Origin of the sequence: Mycolicibacterium chengduense (assembly GCF_033741155.1) — a bacterium.
Lineage (GTDB): Bacteria > Actinomycetota > Actinomycetes > Mycobacteriales > Mycobacteriaceae > Mycobacterium.
In genome coordinates this window covers 620,567-647,518 of record NZ_JAWQNH010000004.1, presented here as the reverse complement: position 1 = coordinate 647,518, position 26,952 = coordinate 620,567, and the positions used below count along the sequence as shown (strand labels likewise).

The following is a 26,952-nucleotide window of genomic DNA, read 5'->3' as shown; positions in this document are numbered from 1 at the left end:
AGTTATATAGGGTAACGATCAAAAAGTCCATCAGGCTGCTGTGAGTTTTGGCGGGCGGTCCAAAGGTCACTGCCGCAGTGCTTTTCGGCCTTCTTGGCGGCGGCGGCTCTTGTATGCGTACACCTATGTAAATGTGGCCGACGTCACGCGTACGACGTCAGGAGCCGTAGTTCACCGTGATGATGCCGTCCCGGTTGACGGGAGTACCGGGCGCCGGGTCCTGCTGCACCACCTTGTTGCGGTTCGCGGGGCCGGCATCGATATCGGGTCCCTTGTCCAGGCGCCCGGTGAAGCCAAAGGTGGCGAGGTAGGGAACCAGGTCCGTGTACACGTAGTTCCGCACATCGGGCATCTCGAACTGGTTTCCGCGGGACACCTTGATGGTGATCGGCGCGTCCGCTGCCGCGGAGGCGCCCGCCGGCGGATCGGTGCCGAGCACCTGACCCGCAGGCAGGGTGCCGTCGGTCGGTATCGGCAGGACCGTGGTGAATCCCGCGGTGTCGAGAATCTGCTTGGCCTGGTCCTCGGTCTGTGTTGCCACATCGGGTACCTGACGCGTCGCGGGGCCCGCACCGACCACGATGATGATCTCGTTGCTGGTGGCCGAATCCTGCTGCGCCGCAGGGATGGTCTCGACCACGCGGTCCTTGTCCTCGGCCGTGGAGGGCTGCGACATGCGCCGGACGTTGTCGAACCCGGCGTCGTGCAGCGTGCGCACCGCCTGGTCGTAGGTGGACTTCGAGACGTCGGGGATACGGCGCTGTTCGGGTCCGGTCGACACGTTGAGGGTGATATCGCTGCCGGAGGCCACCGAGGAGTCGGCCGCCGGGTCGGTATCGATCACCCGGCCGGCGTCCACCGACCCGTCCGGTTTGGTGTCGACCTGGGGCTTCAGGCCCTGGTCCTGCAACCGGCTCACCGCGTCCTGGCGGCTGAGCCCGTGGACGTCGGGCACCCGCACCCGGTTCATGACGCCCACGATGTACACACCGGCGAGCACCAGCAGCACCACCGCCGCGAGCGCACCGCCGATCAGCCAGCGCCGGGATGGGCCGCGGCGCTCCTGGACCGGCATCTGCAGGGTGTGCGGGCTCGGATCGTGTGCTGCCGGGGTCTCGTCGGTGTCGGGCGGCGGCTGCACCGGTGCCTGCGGTGCGTTCCCGCTGCCGACGCGCAGCAGGTCGGCATGCAGTTCGGCGGCGCTCTGATAGCGCTTGTCGGGTTTCTTGGCCAGTGCCTTGAGCACCACGGCGTCGAGGTCGGGGGAGATGCCCGCGCGTCGTTGCGACGGCGGAACCGGCCGCTCCCGGACATGCTGGTAGGCCACAGCCAACGGCGTGTCACCGGTGAAAAGGGCTTGTCCGGTGAGCATTTCGTAGAGCACGCAGCCCAGCGAGTAGACGTCGGTGCGGGCGTCGACCTCCTGGCCACGGGCTTGCTCGGGGGAGAAGTACTGGGCGGTGCCCACGACGGCCGACGTCGCGGTCAGCCGGTCACCGGTGGTGGCGTTCATGGCGTGCGCGATTCCGAAGTCCATCACCTTCACCGCCCCGGTCGGGGTGATCATGATGTTCGCCGGTTTGATATCGCGGTGCACGATCCCGCGGCTGTGGCTGAACTCCAGCGCCGTGCAGACCTCGCCGATGATCGCGATCGCCCGGTGCGGCTCCATCGCGCCGTGCCGCTGGATCAGCTTGCCGACCGTCTGGCCCTCGACGTACTCCATCACCAGGAACGGCAGGTTCCCGTTGGGTGTCTGCGCCTCCCCGGTGTCGTACACCGCCACGATCGACGGATGGTTCAGCGCCGCGGTGTGCTTGGCCTCCCGGCGAAAGCGCTGGTAGAAGCTCGGATCGCGGACCAGGTCGGCGCGCAGGATCTTGATCGCGACGTCACGGTGCAGCCGGATGTCGCGGGCACGGTGCACCTCCGACATCCCGCCGAAGCCCAGGATCTCGCCCAGCTCGTAACGATCGGTCAGTTGCTGAGGCACCGTCATCGCGCCACCTCGTTCCCGCCGACACTGTCATAACCCACGCCATCGATCATCGCTCAACAGCGTCGCGGCGGGACCGACACCCCGGTCGGATCCGCCGCGACCTGGGCAATCAGCCCTGAACAGGCAGCGCCTCGGTGTCGGCGTCACCGGCGTGACGCTTCGGCTGATACGGCACGAACTGGTAGTCGCCGCGCGGGTAGACCACCTGCGGCCACCAGAACCAGCGGCCCAACATGGTCGCGATGGACGGCATCAGCAGTGACCGCACGATGAACGTGTCGATCAGCAGACCGATGGCAATGGTCGACCCCATCTGGGCCAGCACGACCAGCTTGCTGGCCATCATGCCCGCCATCGTCGCCGCGAACACCAGCCCGGCGGAGGTCACCACGCCGCCCGTGCCGGCCATGGACCGGATGATGCCCGTCTTCAACCCGGCATGAATTTCGTCCTTGAACCGGGACACCAGTAGCAGGTTGTAGTCCGAGCCCACGGCCAACAGGATGATGACCGACATCAACATGACCAGCCACTGCACCTGGATGCCGAGCAGGTCCTGCCAGAGCAGCACCGAGATGCCGAACGACGCGGCGATGGAGCTGCCGGCGGTCCCGACGATCACGAGGGCCGCCACCGCGCTGCGGGTCAGGATGAGCATGATCATGAAGATCAGCGTCAGCGAGGACACCACCGCGATCAGCAGGTCATAGCGAGCGCCGTCGGACATGTCCTTATACGTCGCCGCAACCCCGCCGAGATAGATCTTGGCGTCCGACAGTGACGACATCTTCAAGGCCTCCTGCGCGGCCTTGCGCTCGGACTCCACCCGAGCGATGCCCTCCACCGTCGCCGGGTCGGTCTGGTGGGTGATGAACATGCGTGCCGACTTGCCGTCGGGCGAGAGGAACATCTTCAGGCCGCGCTCGAAATCGGGGTTCTGGAAGGCTTCCGGAGGCAGGTAGAACAAGTCGTCGTTCTTGGCGCCGTCGAATGCCGCACCCATCGACAGCGCCGTGTCGTTCATCGCCTGCATCTGGTCGATCAGCGCCTTCTGCGAGTTGTACGACGCCAGCGACAGATCGCGGCTGGTTTCCATCGACGCGATGGTCTGCGGCAGCAGGGCGGTCAGCTTCGGCGCCAGGTCGGCCAGCTTGTCGGTGTTGACCTGCACCTCGCCGGTCTTGTCGGTCAACTGGTCGATCCCGTCCAGGGCGTCGAACACCGACCGGGTGGCCGCACACATCGGGATGTCGAAGCAGTGCGGCTCCCAGTAGAAGTAGTTGCGCAGCGGCCGGAACTGGTCGTCGAAGTTGGCGATGTTGTCGCGGACCTGCTCGGTCACCTTGAGCAGCTCTTGCGACTTCGCAGCGGAGGCCTGGGTCAGCTGGGTCTGCTCGAGCGACAGGGCGTACTGCTTCTTCAGGATGTCGATCGACGTATTGGTCGCATCGATCATCCGCAGCTGGTCCTCAAGCTGTTTACGCTGAAACGGCAGGTTCAGGTTACTGGTCTGTCCCGAAATACTGGTCTGGAACGGAATCGAGCTGTGCTGGATGGGGATACCCAGCGGCCGGGTGATGTTCTGCACCATCGCGATGCCTTCGGCGTGCATCACATTGCTCGAAATCTTGTTCAGCACCAGCATGTCTGCGGGGTTACGCATATCGTGGCCGGACTCGACCATCAGGATGTCCGGGTTCATCCTGGCCTGCGAGAAGTGTCGGTCGGCGGCGGCGAAACCGATGTTCACCGGGGCGTCTTTCGGTAGGTAGTACTGGTCGTTGTAGGCCGGTTTGTACCCGGGGATCGCCACGAGCCCGATCAGCACGACGAACAGGCTGGCCACGAAAATCGGTGCGGGCCAGCGCACCACGGCCGTGCCGACCTTGCGCCAGAACGTGCTGTGCGGCGGCCGCTTGGACTCGTAGAGGCCGATACGGCTACCGAGGTAAAGGACCGCCGGCCCCAGGGTGACCGAGATGGCGACGACGACGAGCATGCCGATCGCTACCGGGGCGCCCATGGTGGAGAAATACGGCAGCCGGCAGAAGCTGAGGCAGTACGTGGCTCCGGCGATGGTCAGTCCCGAACCGACGATCACCGGCGCGACGGATTTGAAAGTCGCGTAGTAGGAATCATCGCGGTCCAGGCCAAGGCCCCGGTCTTCGCGGTACCGGCCGAAGATGAAGATTCCGTAGTCCGTGGCAGCCGCGATGGCCAGCATGGTCAAGATGTTGCCCGCGAAGGTGGTCAGCCCGAACACGTTGTGGGTGGCCAGTACCGAGACGACGCCGCGAGCGGTGAGCAGGGCCAGGAAAGTCAGGAACAATTGGACCAGCGTGGTCCTGATCGAGCGGTAGACCACCAGCAGCATGAGGGCGATGGCCACCAGGGTGATCAGGGTGATCTCGGCCAGGCTCGCATTGCCGATGACGTGCAGGTCGTCGGTCAAGGCCGCAGGGCCGGCCACGTAGGCCTGGACCCCGGGCGGGGCTTTGGTCTCCTCGATGACCTTGCGGACCGCGTCCACTCCCTCGTTGGCCAACGTCATGCCCTGTTCGCCGGCGAGGTTGATCATCACGTAAGACGCTTTGCCGTCGGCACTTTGGGCACCGGCGGCGGTCAGCGTGTCACCCCAGAAGTCCTGGATGTGCTGGATGTGTTCGGGATCCTGCTGCAGCTTGTGGATGATCTCGTCGTAGTACTTGTGCGCATCCGGGCCCAGCGGCTGCTGGCCTTCGATGACCACCATGATGGTGCTGTTGGAGTTGAACTCCTTGAAATTCGCGCCCATCAGCTTCATCGCCTGCATGGACGGCGCGTCCTCGGGAGCCATCGGTGCGGCGTGCAGCTCGCCGACCACCTCGAGCTGGGGTGCGATCACGTTCACCACGACGGCGATCACGATCCAGACCAGGACGATCGGCCACGCAAGGATGCGGATCAGACGCGGGAAGGCGGGCCGTTTCGCCGTACCGGTGGATTCGGTTGTGGTCATGCGGACTTCACCAGGCAGTAGGTCTGGGCGTTGACACCATTGGCGCTCTGCTCCTCACGGACAATGCCGTTGACGGTGACGCGGCACCCGATCGCATCGCCGCTGGATCGACTGTCGCTGCGCGCCATCAAGTTCGCGCTGACTGTCGGCAGCGTGGTCGACAGGGTGACCGACCACGGCAGCGGCGCGCTGACCGAATGCACGTTGGCATCCGGGTCGAAATAGCTGATCTCGGCGAAGGTGCCCGGCGCCCCGTACACCTCGTAGACCAGCACCTTGGGGTTGAACTGGACGATCTCGATACCGGCGCCGGCGTTGGCGTTCAGGTCCTGCGACCCGAACATCTTGTGCAGCCGCGAGACCACCAGGCCCGAGACGGCCAGCACGATGATCAGGACCACCGGGATCCATATCGCCTTCAGCCCACGGCCCACTCGAACTTTCTTCACCCCAACCTCTTTCACCGTTCAATCGGTCGTCTCGACGGGAACGTCGTCAGCCGGATCCGTCGTCGTTCGGCCTCGTAAGCGGGTCGTCGGCGGTCAGCCGCGCCAGGATGGGTCCTGCGACGCTGGCCGCCAACGCCAGCGCGCGTTCGTCTTCCGGGGACAGGCTTGCCAGGAACTGCTGTAGCCGCTCCCGGCGCGTGCGCCGGCGATTGTCGAGCAACGCCTGCCCCTGCTCGGTGATCGCGATCAGGCAAGCCCGACCATCATCCGGATCCGGCACCCGCGCCACGAGTTCGGCCCGTTCCAGGCGTTGCATCAGTTGTGTCATCGACGGCTGGCTCACGCCTTCCTTGGCGGCCAGCATGGTCAGCCTGATCGGCCCCTCTCGGGAAACCCGGTGCATGGCGTAGGCGGCGGAGGCGCTCAGTTCCGTCCGATCCGAGAGGAATCGCGCGGTCAGGTCCGTTGCGTTGTCGAGCAACTGGCCGATGCACTCTCGTGCATGGTCGTCGGACCGGGGCGAATCCACATCCGTATCTATATCACGAAGCTTATCTAATCGATAGCCGAGCGCAGGAATGGGCCAAGCTCCTGCAGGCGTTTGCGTGACCTGCGGATAGGAATGATGGGATGCGTGATGTAGTCGGTCGCCGGCTCAGCGCACGAGTCGCTCGGCGATATCTGCGTAGAGTTCGCCGAGCTTGACCGCGTCGTGGTGTTTCTTGGAGGGGAACCAGCGGCACACGTCCACGCACAGCGAGGAGATCGCCATCACGATCTCGTCGACACTGTCGACGCCGAATTCGCCGGCGCGGATGCCGCCGGCGATGATATCGGTCAGCACCGCGGTCGCCTCGTGCCGCAGTGGCGCGATCTTGCGGTAGTGGGCGGCGGTCAGGCCGTGTAATTCGTACTGGACGACGCGGGCCTGCTTGTGATTCTCCGCGTGCCATCGCGCGAAGGCGGCGACCACGGCGCGGAGTCGCTCGCCGAAGGTCGTGGTCAGCGGATCCGCCTGCTTGAGGGCGGCCAGCACACTGCTGTGGCCCTCCAGTGCGATCGCGAAGAGCAACTCCTCTTTCGACCGGTAGTGCGGGTACATGGCCGTCGCGCTCATGTTGAGGCGTTTGGCGATCTGGCGGGTGGAGCTGCCGCCATATCCCGACTCGGCGAACGCTTCGATGGCAGCTCGCCGCATGCGTTCTGCTGCAGCTGAATCCGAAGATCGGTCGATGGCCATGACGATGGGTGATCCTACACACAATTGACACCGGCGGCACCGACGTCGCAATATTAGCGAGCGCTCATCAAATGAGCGTTCGCTAATTTTTTGCCCATCCGAAAGGCGCGACCATGGCCGACTTTCTCTCGCGGCGCGATATCGACTTCCTGCTCCACGAGTGGCTGGATGTCACCGCGCTGACCAAGCGTGATCATTTCGCCGAACACTCCAGGGACACGTTCGACGCCGTGCTCGACCTTTCGGCCGACATCGCGGCCAAACTCTTTGCTCCACATAACAAAAAGGGCGATCAGATCCAGCCCGTGGTGCGGTCCGACGGTTCGGTCGTGCTGATCGACGAGATCAAGGAAGCGCTGGATGCGTTCAGCGCCGCGGGCCTGATGGCGGGTCCGTTCGACGAGGCGATCGGTGGGATGCAGTTGCCGACGGTGGTGTCGCAGGCGGCGTTGGCCTTTGCGCGTGCGGCCAACCCCAGCACCACGGCCTATGCCTTCCTGACAATGGGCAATGCCAATCTGCTGGCCGAGTACGGTTCCCAGGAGCAGATCGACACATGGGTGCGGCCCATGTTGGAGGGTCGCTACTTCGGCACGATGTGCCTGTCAGAACCCGAAGCCGGATCATCCCTCGCCGACATCACCACCAGGGCGGTCCGTACACCGGACGGCACCTACCGTGTCACGGGCACCAAGATGTGGATCACCGGTGGGGACCACGAGTTGACGGAGAACATCGTGCATCTCGTGCTCGCGAAGGCACCCGGCGGTGGTCCGGGTGTCAAAGGCATCTCCCTGTTCATCGTGCCGAAGTACCTTCCGGACGGCACCCGCAACGACGTGGCGCTGGTGAGCCTGAACCACAAGATGGGTAACCACGCGACGACGAATGCGCTGCTGAACTTCGGCGACGGAACCCACCCGGTGGCCGGCGGCGAGGGTGCCATCGGTTACTTGGTCGGCGAGGAGCACAAGGGCCTGGCGTACATGTTCCACATGATGAACGAGGCCCGGATGGCGGTCGGATTACAAGCCAGCGCAACCGGTTACGCCGGATACCTGGCAGCACTGGAGTATGCCAAGCAGCGTACCCAGGGCCGCCCAGTCGGGAACAAGGATGCGTCCGTGCGACCCGTGCCGCTGATCGAGCACGCCGATGTCAAACGAATGCTGCTGGCGCAGAAGTCATATGTGGAGGGCGGGCTGGCGCTGGGGCTGTACTGCGCGAACCTCGTCGACGAAGCCCGAACCGGCACAGACAGCGAGCGTGACCGCGCGCATTTGCTTCTGGAGGTCCTGACCCCCATCGCCAAGAGTTGGCCGTCGCAGTGGTGCCTGGAGGCCAACAGTCTTGCGATCCAGGTTCACGGTGGGTACGGCTACACGACGGAATTCGACGTCGAGCAGTACTACCGGGACAACCGCCTGAACGCCATTCACGAAGGCACCCACGGGATCCACGGCCTGGACCTGCTGGGCCGAAAGGTCGTCATGCAGGACGGGGCGGGCCTGGACCTGCTCGTGGCCCGGATCGGCGAGACCATCGACAGGGCTGCGGCTGCGGACTACGCCGCCACCCAGGCAGGTGCCCTCCGGCGGGCCGTCCAACGCCTCCAGGAGGTCACAGCGATCCTCTGGTCGGCCGATGAGCTCGCCACCACCCTCGCCAATGCGTCGGTGTACCTGGAAGCGGCGGGTCACGTCGTGGTGGCCTGGCTGTGGTTGGAGCAGCTGCTCGCGGTGAGCGACAACCAGGGGAGTTTCTACGACGGGAAGCGTGCCGCGGCACAGTATTTCTTCACCTACGAGCTGCCCAAGGTGGGTCCGCAGTTCGATCTGCTGGCATCGCTGGACCGCGTGACCGTCGAAGCCCGGCCCGACTGGTTCTGAGTCCGCTACACCGCTCCGGCCGCGATGGCTGTGTCAGACCGCTCCGGCCGCGGTGGCTGTGTCAGACCGCTCCGGCCGCGGCGGCTGTGTCAGACCGCTCCGGCCGCGATGGCCGAAGGCCAACTGCCGTAGGAGCTGATATCGAGCCCGGTCGCGGCCGACGCATCGGCGGCGAATGCGGTGCGCCAGGTTCCGTCGGCGAACTCGACCTTGCCCAACTGCATCGGTGCCGGCAATGCCGCCAGGAACCGGCCCAGCGCCGCGGGGGGCAGCAGCCACCGGTGGCCCAGTAGTGCCGCGCCCTCGTCACCCTCGGCGACGCGGGTGACGGCAGGCTTGGCCGGCGTCGTCGGCAGCACTGTCATCCGGTACCGCGGCGCCGTCGTCAACTCGCCGTCCCAGCGGGCACCCAGATCGGTCAGCTGCGACACCAAGGCGCCGCCGCGCAGGTGCGCGCCGAACACCACCAGCTCGGTATGGTCGGCGACCGCCAATGGCCACACCTGCTGGGGTCCTTCGATACCCGTGGCCATCGCGGCGATATCCAACGCGACGGCGTCGTCGAACGCGCGGGCCAGCACCGTGACACCGAACTGTGCGTCGCCCGCGGTTCCGGCGGGCACCGCGACGCCGCACATGTCGAACAGGTTGCAGAAGTTGGTGTAGGTGCCCATCGTCGAGTTCACCCCGATCGGGTCGGCGGCCACCTGCTCCAGGGTCGGATGCAGCGGCGCGGTGGGCACCAACAGAGCGTCGGCCCCGTCCAATGACCGCAGCGCCACCGTGCGCAGCCGGGCCACCTCGCGGCGGTCGGTGACCAGGCGGTGCGCCGGGATGTCGCGGGCCTTGGTGATGATGTGGCGCACTGTCGGATCAAGGTCCGCGTCCGGGTGGCTGTCGATGAATTCGCCTACCGCGGCGTATCTTTCGGCCACGAGTGCACCGTCGTAGAGTAGCCGGGCCGCGGCCAGGAACGGGCCGATGTCGACCTGGACGATGCGGGCGCCGGCCTGCTCCAAGGTCTGCACCGCGGCGGCGAACGCGGCCTGCCAGGTGTCGTCGAGCGCGGGAAGCGACGATGGCACGGCCACAATGGGATTCGGTGGTGCCGCCAGCCGGGTGTCGGCGGGCCACGGCCGGTCCCCGGCCGCCGCCATCGCCGCCATCGCGGTGTTCGCCAGCTCCAGGTCGCGGGCGAAAATTGTGACACAGTCATAGGATTCGCAGGCCGGGACGACACCGTCGGTGCTCACCACACCGAGCGTCGGTTTGATCCCGACGATGCCCTGTAGTCCCGCCGGCACCCGGCCCGACCCCGCCGTGTCGGTGCCGATCGCAATATCGGCCTGCCCGGACGCGACCGCGGCGGCCGATCCTGAGCTCGAGCCGCCGCTGATGTGGTCGGGTCTGCGGGTGTCCGCTACCGCACCATACGGAGAGCGCGTCCCGACCAGCCCGGTGGCGAACTGGTCCAGGTTCGTCTTGCCGACCACGACCGCACCCGCCGCGCGCAACGCCGCGACAGCAGCCGCATCCACGGCGGGCTCATAGCCGAACTGCGGGCACGCCGCGGTGGTGGTCAGACCGGCGACGTCGACGTTGTCCTTCACGGCCAGTCGCAGCCCGGCCAGTGCCCCGCCGGCCGCGCGGCTGGCGGCCAGGTCGGTCTCGATATCGGCATCGGGGCGTCGGCTGATCCACACGGTCATGGGCCAAACCCTAGAGCCCGGTTATCCACAGTGCCCGATTGATCCACAGGCGGCGCGCGGCGACGGGCTCGTGATACCGGGCCTGTCGGTGCCGGGCGGGTCAATGGGTGCACAGGCCGGCAGCGCGAGCGTCCGCCGCCGGCACCGAGGAAATGACTGAAAGGCAATGCCATGTTCGAGACACCGTTTTCCGTGGTCGGCACCGTCATCACCGACGTGGTGCCGCGTCGCATCGGCGACCAGGAGTTCATCCGGTTCCGGGTGGCCAGCAACTCCCGCCGGCGAACCGCCGAGGGCGGCTGGGAACCCGGCAACTCGCTCTATCTGACCGTCAACTGCTGGGGCCGGGTCGCCGACGGTGTGGCCGGTGTGCTGTTCAAGGGCGACCCGGTGGTCGTCGTCGGACAGATCTACACCAATGAGTACGAGGACAAGGAGGGCAACCGCCGGTCCACGATCGAGGTGCGGGCCACCGCGGTCGGTCCCGACCTGACCCGGTGCCGGGTCAAGATCGACCCGGCACGGCGCTCTGCCGAGCCGGCCGAGCGGTCCGAGCCGACCGGCGTGGACGGTGAAGCGCGCGCCGAAGCCGCCGACGACGGCGTCGAGCAGCCGGGGGAGCTGCCGATCTCGGCGTAACCACGATTTCCGGCCTTGCCTAGGATGGTCTGCGAGTTTCATCGAGATCGCAGCCGGACGAAAGGCAAGACGACGGCAATGGCCGAATTCATCTACACGATGCGGAAGGTCCGCAAGGCGCACGGCGACAAGGTCATCCTCGACGACGTCACCTTGAACTTCCTTCCCGGCGCGAAGATCGGCGTCGTCGGCCCCAACGGGGCCGGTAAATCGAGCGTTCTGAAGATCATGGCCGGTATCGACCAGGCCAACAACGGCGACGCCTTCCTGGCGCCGGGCGCGACGGTCGGCATCCTCATGCAGGAGCCGCATCTCGACGAGACCAAGACCGTCCGGGAGAACGTCGAAGAAGGCGTCGCCGTCAAGGCCAAGCTCAACCGGTACAACGAGGTGGCCGAACTGATGGCCACCGACTACACCGATGAGCTCATGGAAGAGATGGGCCAGCTGCAGGAGGAGTTGGACGCGGCCGACGCCTGGGATATCGACTCCCAGCTGGAGCAGGCCATGGACGCGCTGCGCTGCCCGCCGCCGGACGAGCCGGTCACCCACCTGTCCGGTGGTGAGAAGCGCCGCGTGGCGCTGTGCAAACTGCTGCTGTCCAAACCCGACCTGCTGCTGCTCGACGAGCCGACCAACCACCTCGACGCCGAGAGCGTGCTGTGGCTCGAACAGCATCTGGCCTCCTACAAGGGCGCCATCCTGGCCGTCACCCACGACCGGTACTTCCTGGACAACGTCGCCGAGTGGATCCTGGAGCTCGACCGCGGCCGGGCCTACCCGTACGAGGGCAACTACTCCACCTACCTGGAGAAGAAGGCCGAGCGCCTGGAAGTGCAGGGCAAGAAGGACCAGAAGCTGCAGAAGCGGCTGAAGGAGGAGCTGGCCTGGGTGCGTTCGGGCGCCAAGGCCCGGCAGGCCAAGAACAAGGCCCGGCTCGGCCGCTACGAGGAGATGGCCGCCGAGGCGGAGAAGACCCGCAAGCTCGACTTCGAGGAAATCCAGATCCCGACCCCGCCGCGGCTGGGCAACCTGGTGGTCGAGGTCGAACATCTGGACAAGGGGTTCGACGGCCGCACCCTGATCAAGGACCTGTCCTTCACCCTGCCGCGCAATGGCATCGTCGGCGTGATCGGCCCCAACGGTGTCGGTAAGACCACCTTGTTCAAGACCATCGTCGGACTGGAAGCGCCGGACAGCGGCACCGTGAAGGTCGGTGAGACGGTCAAGCTGAGCTACGTCGACCAGAGCCGGGCCGGTATCGACCCGAAGAAGACGGTGTGGCAGGTCGTTTCCGACGGGCTGGACTACATCGAGGTCGGCCAGAACGAGATCCCGTCCCGAGCCTACGTGTCGGCGTTCGGGTTCAAGGGCCCCGACCAGCAGAAGCCCGCGGGCGTGCTGTCCGGTGGTGAGCGCAACCGGCTCAACCTCGCCCTCACCCTCAAAGAGGGCGGCAACCTGATCCTGCTCGACGAGCCCACCAACGATCTCGATGTCGAGACGCTGAGCTCGCTGGAGAATGCCCTCGAGCAGTTCCCTGGTTGTGCCGTGGTGATCTCCCACGACCGCTGGTTCCTCGACCGCACCTGCACGCACATCTTGGCGTGGGAGGGCGACGACGACAACGAGGCCAAGTGGTTCTGGTTCGAGGGCAACTTCGGTGCGTACGAGGAGAACAAGATCCAGCGGCTCGGAGCCGACGCGGCGCGCCCCCACCGGGTGACACACCGCAGACTCACCCGCGACTGATCCCGCGGGCAGGGGCCGGAGCGACGCTCGGGAGGACTAGTGTCGCTCGTGCGTGCCGCCAACGAGGGTGGCACGCCGGCGTGAGTGAGGAGCCTTCGGCATGACGGTGAAACCGGCAGCCCCACAGCAGGTGCGTCTCAGCGAGGACGTTGTGGGGCGTCTGGCGACGGCGTACCTGGCCACCCATCACGGCCCGCACGGCGACGCGCCGTCCAGTGACGTCGCCGTCACCGTTCCGGTCGATCGAGCCATCACCGGCAAGGTGATGTCGCCGGAGCTGCTGGCGGCCCACACCGCACTGGGCCGGCGTCGGGCCCCGGGGGAGACCCTGGTCGCGGTGTACCCTTCCGCAGCCCGCGGGGCGAGCGAAGCGACGGGGAAAATTGGTGGGGCGAGCGAAGCGACGCCGGAGACCTCACCCGAGTTCGCGCCGGCGCTGCAGGTGGTCACCGATCCCAGCCCGATGATGATGGATTCGGTCACGGTGCTGCTGCACCGGCTCGGTGTCAACTACGTGTCGATCATGAATCCGGTTCTGCGGGTGCACCGCGGACCCGATGGTGAGCTGCTCGACGTCGCCCCGTCAGTCGGACCCGGTGCGCCGGCCGACGGCATCGACGAGACCTGGATCCACGTCCGGCTCGCGCCGACCGCGGACCCCGCCGCCGTCGACGAGGCGGCCAGGCTGCTGCCGAGCGTCCTCGCCGACGCCCGGCAGGTCGCCGCCGACTCCTCGGCTCTCAACGCCACCCTTGTCGGCCTGGCCAACGCGCTGGACGCCGACCATGCCGGCCATTTCGCCGGGCCCGACCGTCGCGACGTGGCGTCGCTGCTGCGGTGGCTGGCCGACGGGCACTTCGTGCTGCTGGGCTATCAGCGCTGCGCGGTGCAGGGTGGCGCGGCCACCGTCGACCCCGCCAGCCGGCTCGGTGTGCTGCGCTCGCGCACCGACGTGTTCCCCGAGCTGACCGCACCAGGGGACCTGGTGGTACTGGCGCAGGCCACCATGCCCAGTTTCCTGCGCTACGGCGCCTATCCGTACATGGTGGTCATCCGCGAGACCCCGGGCGGGGTGGTGTCCGGCCAGGCCGTCGAACACCGGTTCGTCGGGCTGTTCACGGTGGCCGCCATGAATGCCAATGTGTTGGAGATTCCGCTGATCGCCCGCCGCGTCGACGAGGTGCTGGCGCGCACCCAGGCCGATCCGAGCCATCCCGCGCAGCTGATGCTCGACATCATCCAGACCATCCCGCGCTCGGAGCTGTTCGCGCTGACCAGTGGGGAACTGTTGGACACCGCACGGGCGGTGGTCGATCTGGGTTCGTTGCGGCGTGCCCTGCTGTTCCTGCGGGCCGACCAACTCGGGCACTTCGTGTCCGCGCTGGTGTACCTGCCGCGTGACCGCTACACCACTGCGGTGCGGTTGGCGATCCAGGACATCCTGGTCCGCGAACTCGGCGGTGTCAGCATCGAGTACGCCGCTCGGGTCAGCGAATCACCCTGGGCGGTAGTGCATTTCACCGTCAAGATGCCCGAGGGGGTGCGCCGAGCCGATATCGACACCTCGGCGGAGAACGAGAACCGGATCCAGCAACTGCTCACCGAGGCGTCCCGCACCTGGGCCGACCGGCTGATCGGATCGGTGAAATCCGGCGCGATCGGCCAGGGCCTGGCCGAGCATTACGCCGCGGCGTTCCCGGAGGTATACAAGCAGGCGTTCACCCCCGCCGAGGCCATCGACGACATCGCGATCATCGAAGAGCTGCAAGACAACTCGGTCAAGCTGGTGTTCGCCGAGGGAACCGGTGAGGACCGGGTCGCCAAGCTCACCTGGTACCTGGGCGGCCGGTCGGCCTCGCTGTCGGAACTGCTGCCCATGCTGCAGAGCATGGGTGTGGTGGTGCTCGAAGAGCGGCCCTTCACCGTGACCCGCGCCGACGGTCTCCCGGTGTGGATCTACCAGTTCAAGGTGTCCCCGCACCGATCCGTCCCGATCGACGAGGATCCCGATGCCACCGCGACGCTGTTCGCCGACGCCGTCACCGCCATCTGGCAGGGCCGGGCCGAGATCGACCGGTTCAACGAGCTGGTGCTGCGTGCCGGCCTGACCTGGCAGCAGGTCACCATTCTGCGCGGCTACGCCAAGTACCTGCGCCAGGCCGGATTCCCGTACAGCCAGTCCCATATCGAGACGGTGCTCAACGACAACGCCGGCACCGCGCGCTCGTTGGTGGAACTGTTCGAGGCGCTGTTCGATCCGGCCGGAGCCGATCCCGCCGGCTCGCAACCGCCGCGCGACGCCCAGGCCGCGGCCGCCGCCGTGGCCGCCGATATCGACGCACTGACCAGCCTGGACACCGATCGGGTGCTGCGGGCGTTCGCCAGCCTGGTGCAGGCCACCCTGCGGACCAACTACTTCGTCACCGACCCGAACTCCGCGCGCGCCCAGGACGTGGTGTCCTTCAAACTCAATCCCGGTCTGATCACCGAACTTCCGTTGCCGCGCCCGCGGTTCGAGATCTTCGTCTACTCGCCCCGGGTCGAGGGCGTGCACCTGCGGTTCGGCTTCGTGGCCCGCGGCGGCCTGCGGTGGTCGGACCGCCGGGAGGATTTCCGGACCGAGATCCTGGGCCTGGTCAAGGCGCAGGCGGTGAAGAACGCCGTCATCGTGCCGGTCGGCGCCAAGGGCGGCTTCGTCGTCAAACAGCCGCCGGTGCCCAGCGGTGACGCCGCGGCCGACCGCGATGCCCAGCGCGCCGAAGGCGTGGCGTGCTACCGGCTGTTCATCTCCGGCCTGCTCGACCTCACCGACAACGTCGAGAAGTCGACCGGTGCCGTCGTCACCCCGGCCGGTGTGGTGCGCCGCGACGGCGACGACGCCTACCTGGTGGTCGCCGCCGACAAGGGCACCGCGACGTTCTCCGATATCGCCAACGACGTCGCCAAGTCCTACGGGTTCTGGCTGGGCGACGCGTTCGCCTCCGGCGGCTCGGTGGGTTACGACCACAAGGCGATGGGTATCACCGCCAAGGGTGCCTGGGAATCGGTGAAGCGGCACTTCCGCGAAATGGGTGTCGACACCCAGACCCAGGACTTCACCGTGGTCGGCGTCGGCGATATGAGCGGCGACGTGTTCGGCAACGGAATGTTGCTGTCCAAGCACATTCGGCTGGTCGCCGCCTTCGACCATCGACACATCTTCCTCGATCCCAACCCGGACCCGGCCACGTCGTGGGCCGAGCGGGAGCGGATGTTCGCGCTGCCGCGGTCCAGCTGGGACGACTACGACCGGTCGTTGATCAGCGAAGGCGGCGGCGTCTACAGTCGCGAGCAGAAATCCATCCCGGTCAGCCCCCAGGTGCGCTCCGCGCTCGGCCTGGCTGACGATGTCGTCGAGATGACCCCGCCCGCCCTGATGAAGGCGGTGCTGCTGGCGCCGGTCGACCTGTTCTGGAACGGCGGCATCGGCACCTACATCAAGGCCGAGACCGAGTCCGATGCCGCGGTCGGCGATCGCGCCAACGACCCCGTCCGCGTGAATGGAAATCAGTTGCGGGTCAGAGTAATCGGCGAGGGCGGCAACCTGGGCGTGACCCAGCGCGGCCGGATCGAATTCGCCCTCGCGGGTGGGCATGTGAACACCGACGCCATGGACAACTCGGCCGGGGTCGACTGCTCCGACCACGAGGTGAACATCAAGATCCTGGTCGACTCCTTGGTCACCACGGGCAAGGTCGGCGCCGACGAGCGCACCGAGCTGCTGATGTCCATGACCGACGAGGTCGGCGAGCTGGTGCTGGCCGACAACAAGGATCAGAACGACCTGATGGGCACCAGCCGGGCCAATGCGCCCAGCCTGCTGTCGGTGCATGCCCGCCAGATCAAGGAGCTCGTCGACGAGCACGACCTCAACCGCGAGCTGGAGGCGCTGCCCAACGAGAAGGAGATCCGCCGCCGCACCGAAGCCGGATTGGGTTTGACCTCACCGGAATTGGCCACCCTGATGGCGCATGTGAAACTGGCGCTCAAGGATCAGCTGCTGGCCAGTGACCTGCCCGACCAGGAGGTGTTCGCCGCCAGGCTGCCGTCCTACTTCCCGGCCCAGCTGCGCGACCGGTTCGGTGCCGACATCCGCAACCATCAGCTGCGCCGCGAGATCGTGTCGACCATGCTGGTCAACGACCTCGTCGACACCAGCGGCATCACCTATGCCTACCGAATCAGTGAGGACGTCGGCGTCGGTGCCGTCGACGCGGTGCGCAGCTACGTGGCCAGCGACGCCATCTTCAAGGTCGGCGAGGTGTGGCACGCGATCCGTGCCGCCGGTGCTGCCGGGGTACCGGTCGCGGTGACCGACCGGATGACGCTGGACCTGCGCCGGCTGATCGACCGGGCCGGTCGCTGGCTGCTGAACTACCGCCCGCAGCCCCTGGCCGTCGGCGCGGAGATCAACCGGTTCGCCGAAAAGGTCGCCGCCCTCACCCCGCGGATGTCGGAATGGCTGCGCGGAGACGATAAGGCGATCGTGGAGAAGGACGCCGGCGAGTTCATCGCCCAGGGCGTGCCGGAGGACGTCGCGTACATGGTCGCCACCGGCCTCTACCAGTACAGCCTGCTGGACGTCATCGATATCAGCGACATCCTGGAGCGCGATGCCGCCGAGGTGGCCGACGCCTACTTCGCTCTGATGGATCGCCTCGGCGCCGACGGCCTGCTCACCGCGGTGTCCCGGCTGCCTCGCGACGACCGGTGGCATTCGTTGGCGCGGTTGGCCATTCGTGATGACATCTACGGCTCGCTGCGGGCCCTGTGCTTCGACGTGATGGCCGTCGGCGAGCCGGACGAGACCGGTGAGCAGAAGATCGAGGAGTGGGAGGTCACCAACACCTCACGGGTGGCCCGCGCGCGCCGCACCCTCGACGAGATCTACGCCGAGGGCGAGCGGGATCTGGCCACTCTGTCGGTGGCCGCGCGCCAGATCCGGAGCATGACCCGCACGAGTGGAACGGGAACCAGTGGCTAACGGGTTCGTCACGCCGGTGCCGGTGCGCTGGTCGGATATCGACATGTACCAGCACGTCAATCACGCGACCATGGTCACCATCCTCGAGGAGGCCCGCGTCCCGTTCCTGAGCGAGCCGTTCGCCGGTGACGTCACGACCACTGGACTCTTGATCGCCGAGGTCAAGGTGTCCTACAAAGGCCAAGTGCGCCTGACGGATTCACCGCTGCAGGTCACCATCTGGGTCAATCGGCTGCGCGCGGTGGACTTCACCCTCGGCTACGAGGTGCGCTCGGTGCACGCCGACCCGGATTCCAAACCGGCCGTCATCGCCGAGACCCAGCTGGCGGCGTTCAGCATCGAAGAGCAGAAGCTGGTGCGCCTGGCGCCGCATCATCGGGAGTACCTCGAGCGCTACCTGCGGCCATCGGCGTGACCGCCGCAGAGCGCGGCATCTGGCTGGCCGGCCCGGCCCACCGTGACGACTTGGGCGCCTTCGCCGAACGCACCCTGCGCCTCGACGAGGCCGCGGTGATCCGGCTTCGGCAACGCGACGACGCCCATCTCGTCGCCTGGGTGACAACGGGTTTCGACGTGCTGGCCAGTCGGGTGGTGGCCGGCCGGGTGAGCCCCGCCGACCTGTGCGTGGGCGCCGATCACCTGGTGACCGCGTTACCCGCAATGGCTGTGTCCGGCTTCGTCGAACCGGGCTTCGCGATGGATTCGGCCTGGCGCGGGGCGCTGCCACCGGACACCGGCTTCGCGCACCTGGACGACGTACCGGCCCGCGCCGTGCTGGACCTGGCCGACCGCGGCGCCGAGCTGGCCAAGGAGCACGGCAGCGCCCACGGTCCGCCGGCCTCCCTGCTGGACCAGGAGGTGCTGGCCGTGAGTGCGGGCGACACCAGGGTCGGCATCCCCATGCGATGCGTATTCGCTTTGACCGCACTGGGTTTCCTGCCGTACACCGGCAGTGAGGTCAGTGCCGAGGAGATCGTGCGGGTGCGAGTGCACCCGGCCTGGCTGCGGATCGACGCCCGGTTCGGCTCGGTGTACCGGCGCATCGGCGACCCGGCACTGGTCTTGCGCTGAGCAGCGATTTGTGGAGCCGCACCCGTAATCATTACGGGTGCGGCTCCACAGATCACACCAACCAGGCGGCCGTGTCCGGTGGCAGCAGGCCACCGGGCAGCGGTCCGCTGGCCAACAGCACCTCACCGGCCGGCAAGGTCACCGGCGCCGCACCGGTGTTGAGCACACAGTGCAACCCGCCGTCGCGAGTGAACACGCCGTCGCGCACCCAGTGCACGCCGCCTTCGAATTCGGCACGCCCCGAACGTAATTCGATGGCGCGGCGATAGAAGTTCAGCGTCGACGACGGATCGGCTTCCTGGCGCTGCACCGTCAAACCGGCCCAGTCCGCGGGCATCGGCAACCAGGTGTCCGGGGTGGCCGAGAACCCGAACGGTGGCGCGTCACCGGACCACGGCAGCGGCACCCGGCAGCCGTCGCGGCCACGCTCGGTGCGCCCGGAGCGCTCCCACACGGGATCCTGGAGCACGTCGTCGGGCAGATCCACCTGCGGCAGGCCGAGTTCCTCACCGTTGTAGACGAACACCGCGCCGGGCAGCGCCAGCATCACCAGGGCCATCGCCCGGGCCCGGGCCAGTCCCCGTGGGCCACCGCCATAACGGGTGACCTCACGCTCCACGTCGTGATTGGACAGCGTCCAGGTCGGCACGGCACCGGCCAGATCGGCTGCGGCCATCGCATTGTCGATCGCCGCCCGCACCTCGGCGGCATCGAAATCGGCTTGCACCAACCGGAAATTGAAGCCGAGGTGCAGTTCGTCGGGCCGCAGATATTTGGCGAACCGCTCGTTGCCGTGCACCCACACCTCACCCACGGCCACCGACTCGGGGTAATCGTCGAGCACCCGCCGGATGAAGCGGTGGATCTCGTGCACGCTCTCGTTGTCGAAACGCGGATCGTCTTCCTTGTTGCGCAGCAGCGCGTTGTCGGTGAGCGACATGTCCGGCAGCCCGGGCGGTTTGGCCATGCCGTGCGCCACGTCGATGCGGAATCCGTCGACGCCGCGGTCCAGCCAGAACCGCAGCGTCTTCTCCACGTCCTCGAAGACCTCGGGGTGCTCCCAGTTCAGGTCGGGCTGGGCGCTGTCGAACAGGTGCAGGTACCACTGTCCGTCGGGCACCCGGGTCCAGGCCGGGCCGCCGAACACCGACACCCAATTGTTGGGCGGCGCGTCACCGATCCCGTCGCGGAAGATGAACCGGTCGCGCCGGGCCGGATCGGCCAGCGCCTCGAGGAACCAGGGGTGGGCGGAGCTGACGTGGTTGGGCACCAGATCCATGGTCACCCGGATGCCGCGAGCGTGGGCCGCGGCCAGCAGCCGGTCCAATGCGGTCAGGTCACCGAACAGCGGGTCGATATCGCGAGGATCGGCGACGTCGTACCCGTGGTCGGCCATGGGGGAGACCATCACGGGGTTGAGCCACAGTGCGTTCACCCCGAGCGCGGACAGGTAGTCCAGCCGCTCGGTGATGCCGTCCAGGTCGCCAACGCCGTCACCGTTGCTGTCGCGGAACGACCGGGGGTAGAGCTGATAGAAGACGGCGTCGGCCCACCATTCCCGGCGAGCGAAGTGACGGATCATCAGAACGCCGAGTTGACCATCGAGTCGGCGGCCATGGTCAGGTAGTTCAGCAGCATGGTGCGGTGTGCGTCGTCCAGCGTCTGCGCGTCGATGGACGCCACCGCGGTGTGCATGCAGCGCAGCCAGGCGTCGCGTTCCAGGAAGCCGATCCGAAACGGGGCATGCCGCATCCGCAGCCGCGGATGCCCGCGCTGGTCGGAGTAGGTGCGCGGGCCACCCCAGTACTGCTCCAGGAACATCCGCAGCCGCTCCTCGGCCCCGTCGATATCGTCCGGCGGATACAGCGGGAGCAGGATTTCGTCCTCGCGCACCAACTCGTAGAACCGCGACACGATCTTGTCGAACGTGTCGTGGCCACCGACTTCGTCGTAGAACGAGCGCTCCGCTTGAGTCACGTTGACCATTGTCCCGGATCGCCCGCGGTGTGCTGCCGATAGCCGGGCTCAGCGACCCGTCACCCGATGTTCATCGGACTGACCAGCGAACACCCGCCAAATTAGCGTGCGGTCGCCGCCGATCCATGGTGGACTGTGCAGCGGAGGACGAATGTCGCAGCGCAAGAAAAGCCCTGCTCGACGAGCGGGCTACCGGTACCCCACGGCCGCGGTCACTCCTGTCGCTGCCCATTCATCGCAATTCGCCGACGTCCCGCCGGCCGTCCACCCCGCCACGGTCTGGGGTCGGCGCCGGGTGTTGCTGCTGAACTCCACCTATGAGCCGTTGACCGCGCTGCCGATGCGGCGCGCGGTGATCATGTTGATGTGCGGTAAGGCCGATGTGGTGCACGACGACCCGTCCGGGCCGGTCATCCACTCCGCGACCCGCACGATCGTGGTGCCCTCGGTGATCCGGCTGCGCACCTTCGTGCGGGTGCCGTACCGGGCGCGTATCCCGATGACCCGCGCGGCACTGATGCACCGGGACCGCTTCCGCTGCGCCTACTGCGGGCAGAAGGCCGACACCGTCGACCACGTCATCCCGCGCAGCCGCGGCGGCGAGCACTCCTGGGAGAACTGTGTCGCGGCTTGCTCGTCGTGCAATCACCGCAAGGCCGACCATCTGCTCAGTGAGCTGGGCTGGACGCTGCGGGCGGCCCCGATGCCGCCCAAGGGACAGCACTGGCGCCTGCTGTCCACGGTGAAGGAACTCGACCCGGCCTGGGTCAGATACTTGGGTGAGGGCGCGGCGTGAAACGCCCTGCGATACGGTTTGCGTCGTGAGCATTGCACTGACCCATTCCCTGCTCGGCGGGGTCCCGCTGGTGGTGTTCCTGCTGCTGGCCGTCGTGACCCTGTCCCGCAAGGGCCCGCACCCGGCGACCTACAACCTGTCTGAGAAGTGGACGCACGACCCCATCCTGTGGGCGTCGGACGAGCCCGCCGACCATGGCCACGGCGGCCACGGCGCACATGTGAACGTGGGAGGTTCCGCAAGTGGCAAGTGGTGATCTGGCGACTACGGCCAAGACCGACGTCGACCTGCCCTACGGCTACGCGCTGACCTCCAGCGGCCGCATCTCGGGTGTCACCGAGCCGGGCGAACTGTCGGTGCACTACCCGTTCCCCACCAAGGACCTCGTCGTCCTCGACGACGCACTGAAGTACGGCGCCCGCGCGGCCAAGGCCCGCTTCGCGGTGTACCTGGGGCCCCTCGGTGCGGACACCGCTGCCACCGCACGCGAGATCCTGGGCCGGGTGCCCACCCCCGACAACGCCGTGCTGCTGGCCGTCTCGCCGGACCAGCACGTCGTCGAGGTGGTCTACGGTGCCGACCTGAAGGGCCGCGGCATCGAGACCGCCGCCCCGCTCGGGGTGTCGGCCGCCATCGCGTCGTTCAAGCAGGGCAACCTCATCGACGGCCTCATCAGCGCCGTCCGGGTGATCTCCGCCGGCGTTTCCCCGGCCTGAGTTTCCTTCCGCGAGCGGCCGCGTTTGCACGCCGACACGCCGTCATGGCTGTGCAAACGGGGCCGCTCGCGTGTTTCTTACGCCAGGCCCGCGGTTCTGATCGCCACGTAGCGCTCCAGGAACGCGCGCTCGTCCAGGCGTTTGCGCCGCATCCAGCTGGTCACCTCGTCATTGCACTTGCTGGCATTGCAGGCCGCACAGGCGGGCACCACATTGTCGACGGTGTAGCGACCGCCGCGGGAGATCGCCATGACGCAGTCTCGTTGCAGTGGTTTGCCCGTCGCGCCGCAATAGGCGCAACCGTTCCACGCCGCCTTGAGCGCGGCCCACTGCTCCTCGGTGAGGTCGTTGATCGCCGCCTTGACCCGGCGGGCTCGCCGGCGCGCCGCGCGGGCTCTCCGACTGTTGGGGGCGGCCATGGCCAGCAGCGTAAGCACCCCCGGCGAGCGGCCCCGTTTGCACGCGATCTACGGCGTGTCGGCGTGCAAACGCGGCCGCTCGCGGAAGCAAGCTAGCTGATGTCGAAGCTGCGGGCTCGCAGCGCCCGCTCGACACCGGCCCGGCCTTCCAGCACCAGGCGGCGCAGGGCCGGCGGCAAGTCGGGATCGGCCAGGTAGGCATCGGCGGCGTCCAGTCCGCCCTGGCTGACATCCCACGACGGGTACAGGCCGATGACCACCGTCTGGGCCACCTCGCTGGAGCGCCGCTCCCACACCCCGCCGATGGCGGCGAAGTAGAGGTCCCGGAACGGGGTCAGCAGCTCGGTCTGACCCGGCTGCACGATTCCGCCGACGATGGCCCTGGTGGTGATGTTGGCCAGCGTGTCGTCCTCGATGACTTGTTGCCAGGCAGCCTCTTTGACCGCCTTCTGCGGGCGGGCGGCCGCGGCCGCGGCGGCGTTGCGCTTGCCGGCGGCGGTCGGGTCGTTGGCGGCCTCGCCGTCGATGAACGGCGATGCGGTCCCGTCGGCATCGATCGCCCCGGCTGCGGCCAACGCGGTGACGATGCGCCAGCGCAGGTCGGTGTCGACCACCAGGCCGGCCAGGTTCACCGCGGCCGGCTCGTTGTCGAGCAGGGTGGACAGCACCGCGATGTGGTTGGGCGACAGCACCGAGGTGCACAACGCGTTGACGAAGGCCAGCTGATGGTCCGAGCCCGGCGCAGACTCCCGCGCCCGGTCCAGCAGCGCGTCGGCGAAGGCGGGCCAGCCGTTCTCCTTGGCCCACACCGGGTCGGCGTAGGCATTCAGCGCGGTCTGGGCCTGCAGCAGAAGCCGTTGCGCCACACCCACTTCGGTCTCGGCGTGGATGCCGCTGATCACCAGGGCGACGAAGTCGCGAGCCTTCATCTCGGCCTCACGGGTCATCTCCCAGGCCGCCGACCAGGCCAGGGTGCGGGGCAGCGGATCGGCGAAATCGGCGATCCGGCTTAGCACCGTGTGCAACGAGTCCGGGTCCAGCCGCACCGCGCAGTAGGTCAGGTCCTCGTCGTTGACCAGGATGAACTTGCCGCGTGCGGCCCCGACCAGTTCGGCCACCTCGGTGCTCTCGCCCTCGATGTCCAATTCCACCCGGTTCACCCGCACCAGCTTCCCGGAGGCATCGTCGTCGTAGATGCCGACGGCCAGCCGGTGTACGCGGGTCTCGCCGGCACCCGGCGCGGCGCCGGACTGCAGCACCGCGAAGCGGGTGAAGTTCCCGTCGGCGTCGACGTCGAAATCCGGGCGCAGCGTGTTCAGCCCGGTGGTCTTGAGCCACTGCCTGCCCCACTGCGACAGGTCGCGACCCGACGACTTCTCCAGGGCGCCAAGTAGATCCCCGAAGGTGGCGTTGCCGAACGCATGATCGCGGAAGTAGTCGCGCAGCCCGGCGAGAAACGCTTCCAGGCCGACGTAGGCGACCAGCTGTTTGAGCACGCTGGCGCCCTTGGCGTAGGTGATGCCGTCGAAGTTCACCTCGACCGCGTGCAGGTCCGGGATGTCGGCGGCGACGGGATGGGTGGACGGCAGCTGGTCCTGCCGGTAGGCCCAGGACTTCTCCACGTTGGCGAACGTGGTCCATGCCTGCGTGTACTCGGTGGCCTCGGCCTGGCACAGCACGGAGGCGAAGGTCGCGAAGGACTCGTTGAGCCACAGGTCGTCCCACCACTGCATGGTGACCAGGTCGCCGAACCACATGTGCGCCATCTCGTGCAGCACCGTTTCGGCGCGGCGCTCATAGCTGTACCGGGTCACCTTGGACCGGAAGACGTAGTCCTCCAGGAAGGTCACCGCGCCGGCGTTCTCCATGGCGCCTGCGTTGAACTCCGGCACGAACAGCTGGTCGTACTTGCCGAAGGCATAGGGGATTCCGAAGTTGCGGTGATAGAAGCCGAAGCCCTGCTTGGTTTCGGTGAACAGCCGCTCGGCATCCATGTATTCGGCCAGCGAGGCGCGGCAGAAGATGCCCAGTGGGATCTCGCCGTGCTCGTCGGTGTAGACGTCGTCCCAGCGGGCGTACGGCCCGGCGATCAGGGCCACCAGGTAGGTGCTCATCTTCGGGGTGGTGGCGAAGGTGTGCACGCCGTTCTCCGACGATTCCGTGGCACCGTTGGAAATCACCTGCCAGTGTGCGGGCGCCGTCACGGTGACGGCGAAGGTGGCCTTGAGGTCGGGCTGGTCGAAGCAGGCGAACATGCGCTTGGCGTCGGCCGTCTCGAACTGCGAGTACAGGTACACCTCGTTGTCGACGGGGTCGACGAAGCGGTGCAGGCCCTCGCCGGTGTTGGAGTACCGGCAGTCGGCCTCGACGACCAGGACGTTGGTGGCCTGCACACCGGTCAGCGCGATGCCGGTGGACTCGTCGTAGGCGGACACGTCCAGGGCGACACCGTTGAGGGTGGCGCTGTGCACCGTGTCGGCGGCGATGTCGATGAACGTCTCGGCCCCGGGTAGCGCGTCGAACGTCACCGTGGTGACGGACCGGAACACCTTGTCCCCGGTCGTCAGGTCCAGATCGATGCGGTAGTTGTCAACGGTGACCAGCGCGGCGCGCTCGGCGGCCTGGTCGCGTGTCAGATTGGGAAGTGCCACCTGACCAACGTAGTCCGTCGAGTGCGAGTGCGGGAGTCGGTCGATGAGGGCTGTGTGGCGGGAAACGAGTAGTCGACTACTCATCCACAGGGGGTGAGGCGCTGCGATCGTTGGCGTGATCGGCATCACAGGCGATATCCAAGGCCCGGCATCACCTCGACTGAGTCACACGAAGATCGGCAAATCTCACCATGGCCAATTCCCGCATCCGTCAGGACATCTGGACACTGTCGCGTGAGGCCACCTGGCACCCTGTCATCCGGGCCTACGCCCGCGCTGTCGGCGTACTCAAGTCTCGGGATGGGGCTCCCGGACATCGAGTCGATCCCGCCAGTTGGAGCTATCAGACCGCCATTCACTGGGACGACAACGCGCCGGCGGCCGATGAATTCCGCAACAAGTGCCAGCACGGCACGTGGTTTTTCTTACCGTGGCACCGGATGTACCTCTTCCACTTCGAGGCGATCCTGCGATCGGTCATCGAACAGGACGCGGCGATCGACGATGACACCAAAGCCACGTGGGCTCTGCCGTACTGGAACTACTCCAAAGACGCCCAAGCCCTCCTCCTGCCGCCCGCCTTCGCAGATCCGATGCTGGACGGCCAGCGCAACCCGCTCTTCGACAGCACCCGATTCCTGAACAACGGTGAGAGTCTCGACCCGCGGGCTGTTCTCATCGACGCGGCGCTGCGGCCGCGCCGGTTCGCAACCAGCAATATCGCGCCGGGATTCGCCGGCTCGAAGACCGGATTCATGCACTATCAGCGCAAGGGTGGAGGTCCCCTCGAAGCGGCTCCGCACGGTTCCGTGCACAACTCGGTCGGCGTAAACATGAGCCAACTTGACACCGCTCCCGCGGATCCAATCTTCTGGTTGCACCACGCCAACATCGACCGGCTATGGCAGGTCTGGCTGGGGACCGGGCACGGCCGCGCGAACACCACCGACCCTGATTGGTTGACCGGCCAGCGGTTCCGCTTCCACGACTCCGCCGGCACGGAGGTGACGATGACTTCGGATCAGGTCCTCAACACCGCTGCCCAGCTCGGCTATACATATGAAGACACCTCCGCGCCCTTGGAGGGGGAGGCCATGGAGCCCGAACCGGATCATCCCGCGCAGCTCGTAGGGGCGACTGACAAACCGGTACAACTCACCGGGAACACCGCCTCCGTGCGCTTTCCGATCGGGATGCCGGCGGGCCCGCTGGCGGCCGAGGCCGAGCCCAGCCGGGTGTATCTGCAACTCGACGGCCTCACCAGCCCGGACGTCCCGCGCGTGCCGTACGCGGTCTATCTGAACGTGCCCGACGACGACCCGGCGACGCCCGACGACCACTTTGTCGGAACCGCTTCGACGTTCGGGATCGAGCGGCTCGGTGATCCGCGCACCGACCACCCCGAGGGAATGCAACTGGTCTTCGACATCACCGACCTCTATCGCAGCCTCAAGGCGAAAGGGGAATGGAGCGACCGCGTGAGTGTCCGGTTCGTGCCGCTCTATGTGCGACCGCCGGCGGTGGAGCCGGAGGCTGAGCAACGGGTTGCCGGTGCCCGACAGCAACCCGGCACCGTTGACATCGGTCAAGTCAGCGTGCACTTCCAGTAATTGGGCCGACTCCC

The 26,952-nt window shown here is 67.1% G+C and carries 20 protein-coding genes; 10 read left to right on the top strand and 10 right to left on the bottom strand.

From position 1 onward, the window contains the following. Positions 1–157: 157 nt before the first annotated feature. The 5 genes from pknB to SBI67_RS18135 form a co-directional block, all read right to left on the bottom strand. The gene (gene pknB, locus SBI67_RS18155; protein ID WP_318981881.1) at positions 158–1,999 is read right to left on the bottom strand and encodes a Stk1 family PASTA domain-containing Ser/Thr kinase; all 1,842 of its coding nucleotides are present in this window, start codon (positions 1,997–1,999) and stop codon (positions 158–160) included. 109 nt (positions 2,000–2,108) lie between these two features. Continuing rightward, a complete protein-coding gene (locus SBI67_RS18150; RefSeq protein ID WP_318981880.1) occupies positions 2,109–4,997 on the bottom strand; it encodes an MMPL/RND family transporter in 2,889 nt (962 codons plus the stop codon). After that, on the bottom strand, positions 4,994–5,446 hold the full coding sequence (locus tag SBI67_RS18145) for an MmpS family transport accessory protein (protein ID WP_318981879.1): 453 nt from the start codon (positions 5,444–5,446) through the stop codon (positions 4,994–4,996). Before SBI67_RS18145 ends, SBI67_RS18150 begins: the two co-directional genes overlap by 4 nt. Before the next feature lie 46 nt (positions 5,447–5,492). Next, the gene (locus tag SBI67_RS18140; RefSeq protein ID WP_318981878.1) at positions 5,493–5,975 is read right to left on the bottom strand and encodes a MarR family winged helix-turn-helix transcriptional regulator; all 483 of its coding nucleotides are present in this window, start codon (positions 5,973–5,975) and stop codon (positions 5,493–5,495) included. Positions 5,976–6,101: 126 nt separating this feature from the next. Further along, complete coding sequence (locus tag SBI67_RS18135; RefSeq protein ID WP_318981877.1) at positions 6,102–6,686, bottom strand: TetR/AcrR family transcriptional regulator; 585 nt, start codon at positions 6,684–6,686, stop codon at positions 6,102–6,104. 113 nt (positions 6,687–6,799) lie between these two features. On the opposite strand from SBI67_RS18135, the gene SBI67_RS18130 reads away from it, so the two are divergent. Beyond that, entirely contained in the window at positions 6,800–8,575 is a 1,776-nt protein-coding gene (locus SBI67_RS18130) for an acyl-CoA dehydrogenase (RefSeq protein WP_318981876.1), read from the top strand. Positions 8,576–8,664: 89 nt separating this feature from the next. Here SBI67_RS18130 and atzF read toward each other — a convergent pair whose 3' ends face one another. Then, on the bottom strand, positions 8,665–10,284 hold the full coding sequence (gene atzF, locus SBI67_RS18125; RefSeq protein WP_318981875.1) for an allophanate hydrolase: 1,620 nt from the start codon (positions 10,282–10,284) through the stop codon (positions 8,665–8,667). 171 nt (positions 10,285–10,455) lie between these two features. Here atzF and SBI67_RS18120 point away from each other — a divergent pair, with 171 nt between their 5' ends. From SBI67_RS18120 to SBI67_RS18100, 5 genes are all read left to right on the top strand, one after another. Next, positions 10,456–10,923, top strand: a complete 468-nt coding sequence (locus tag SBI67_RS18120) for a single-stranded DNA-binding protein (RefSeq protein ID WP_318981874.1) — start codon at positions 10,456–10,458, stop codon at positions 10,921–10,923. 78 nt (positions 10,924–11,001) lie between these two features. Continuing rightward, the gene (gene ettA, locus SBI67_RS18115) at positions 11,002–12,675 is read left to right on the top strand and encodes an energy-dependent translational throttle protein EttA (protein ID WP_318981873.1); all 1,674 of its coding nucleotides are present in this window, start codon (positions 11,002–11,004) and stop codon (positions 12,673–12,675) included. A gap of 100 nt (positions 12,676–12,775) precedes the next feature. After that, the gene (locus SBI67_RS18110) at positions 12,776–17,698 is read left to right on the top strand and encodes an NAD-glutamate dehydrogenase (protein WP_318981872.1); all 4,923 of its coding nucleotides are present in this window, start codon (positions 12,776–12,778) and stop codon (positions 17,696–17,698) included. After that, positions 17,691–18,113, top strand: a complete 423-nt coding sequence (locus SBI67_RS18105) for an acyl-CoA thioesterase (RefSeq protein ID WP_318981871.1) — start codon at positions 17,691–17,693, stop codon at positions 18,111–18,113. The genes SBI67_RS18110 and SBI67_RS18105 overlap by 8 nt, the downstream gene beginning before the upstream one ends. Then, positions 18,110–18,769: a DUF8010 domain-containing protein gene (locus SBI67_RS18100; RefSeq protein WP_318981870.1), complete on the top strand. Its 660-nt coding sequence runs from the start codon at positions 18,110–18,112 to the stop codon at positions 18,767–18,769. Before SBI67_RS18105 ends, SBI67_RS18100 begins: the two co-directional genes overlap by 4 nt. 52 nt (positions 18,770–18,821) lie before the next feature. Here the strand turns inward: SBI67_RS18100 and SBI67_RS18095 are convergent, their stop codons facing one another. Together SBI67_RS18095 and SBI67_RS18090 are read right to left on the bottom strand one after the other, a co-directional pair. Continuing rightward, the gene (locus SBI67_RS18095) at positions 18,822–20,351 is read right to left on the bottom strand and encodes a glycoside hydrolase family 13 protein (RefSeq protein ID WP_318981869.1); all 1,530 of its coding nucleotides are present in this window, start codon (positions 20,349–20,351) and stop codon (positions 18,822–18,824) included. After that, positions 20,351–20,755, bottom strand: a complete 405-nt coding sequence (locus tag SBI67_RS18090; protein WP_318981868.1) for a globin — start codon at positions 20,753–20,755, stop codon at positions 20,351–20,353. Before SBI67_RS18090 ends, SBI67_RS18095 begins: the two co-directional genes overlap by 1 nt. Positions 20,756–20,897: 142 nt before the next feature. Between SBI67_RS18090 and SBI67_RS18085 the strand changes: the two genes are divergently transcribed. The 3 genes from SBI67_RS18085 to SBI67_RS18075 are packed head-to-tail and all read left to right on the top strand — an operon-like array spanning position 20,898 to position 22,258. Then, positions 20,898–21,542 (top strand): HNH endonuclease, encoded by a 645-nt coding sequence (locus SBI67_RS18085; protein ID WP_318981867.1) that lies wholly within the window; start codon positions 20,898–20,900, stop codon positions 21,540–21,542. Between the two features lie 25 nt (positions 21,543–21,567). Then, positions 21,568–21,798 carry an aa3-type cytochrome oxidase subunit CtaJ gene (gene ctaJ / locus SBI67_RS18080; RefSeq protein WP_266049251.1) on the top strand — a complete coding sequence of 77 codons (231 nt, stop codon included), beginning with the start codon at positions 21,568–21,570 and terminating at the stop codon, positions 21,796–21,798. Continuing rightward, the gene (locus tag SBI67_RS18075; protein ID WP_318981866.1) at positions 21,785–22,258 is read left to right on the top strand and encodes a DUF5130 domain-containing protein; all 474 of its coding nucleotides are present in this window, start codon (positions 21,785–21,787) and stop codon (positions 22,256–22,258) included. The genes ctaJ and SBI67_RS18075 overlap by 14 nt, the downstream gene beginning before the upstream one ends. 77 nt (positions 22,259–22,335) lie before the next feature. Here SBI67_RS18075 and SBI67_RS18070 read toward each other — a convergent pair whose 3' ends face one another. Together SBI67_RS18070 and pepN are read right to left on the bottom strand one after the other, a co-directional pair. Continuing rightward, positions 22,336–22,677, bottom strand: a complete 342-nt coding sequence (locus tag SBI67_RS18070) for an HNH endonuclease (RefSeq protein ID WP_318981865.1) — start codon at positions 22,675–22,677, stop codon at positions 22,336–22,338. A 92-nt stretch (positions 22,678–22,769) separates the two neighbouring features. Further along, complete coding sequence (pepN, locus tag SBI67_RS18065; RefSeq protein WP_318981864.1) at positions 22,770–25,328, bottom strand: aminopeptidase N; 2,559 nt, start codon at positions 25,326–25,328, stop codon at positions 22,770–22,772. A gap of 191 nt (positions 25,329–25,519) precedes the next feature. Between pepN and SBI67_RS18060 the strand changes: the two genes are divergently transcribed. Further along, positions 25,520–26,938 carry a tyrosinase family protein gene (locus SBI67_RS18060; protein WP_318981863.1) on the top strand — a complete coding sequence of 473 codons (1,419 nt, stop codon included), beginning with the start codon at positions 25,520–25,522 and terminating at the stop codon, positions 26,936–26,938. Positions 26,939–26,952: the final 14 nt, after the last annotated feature.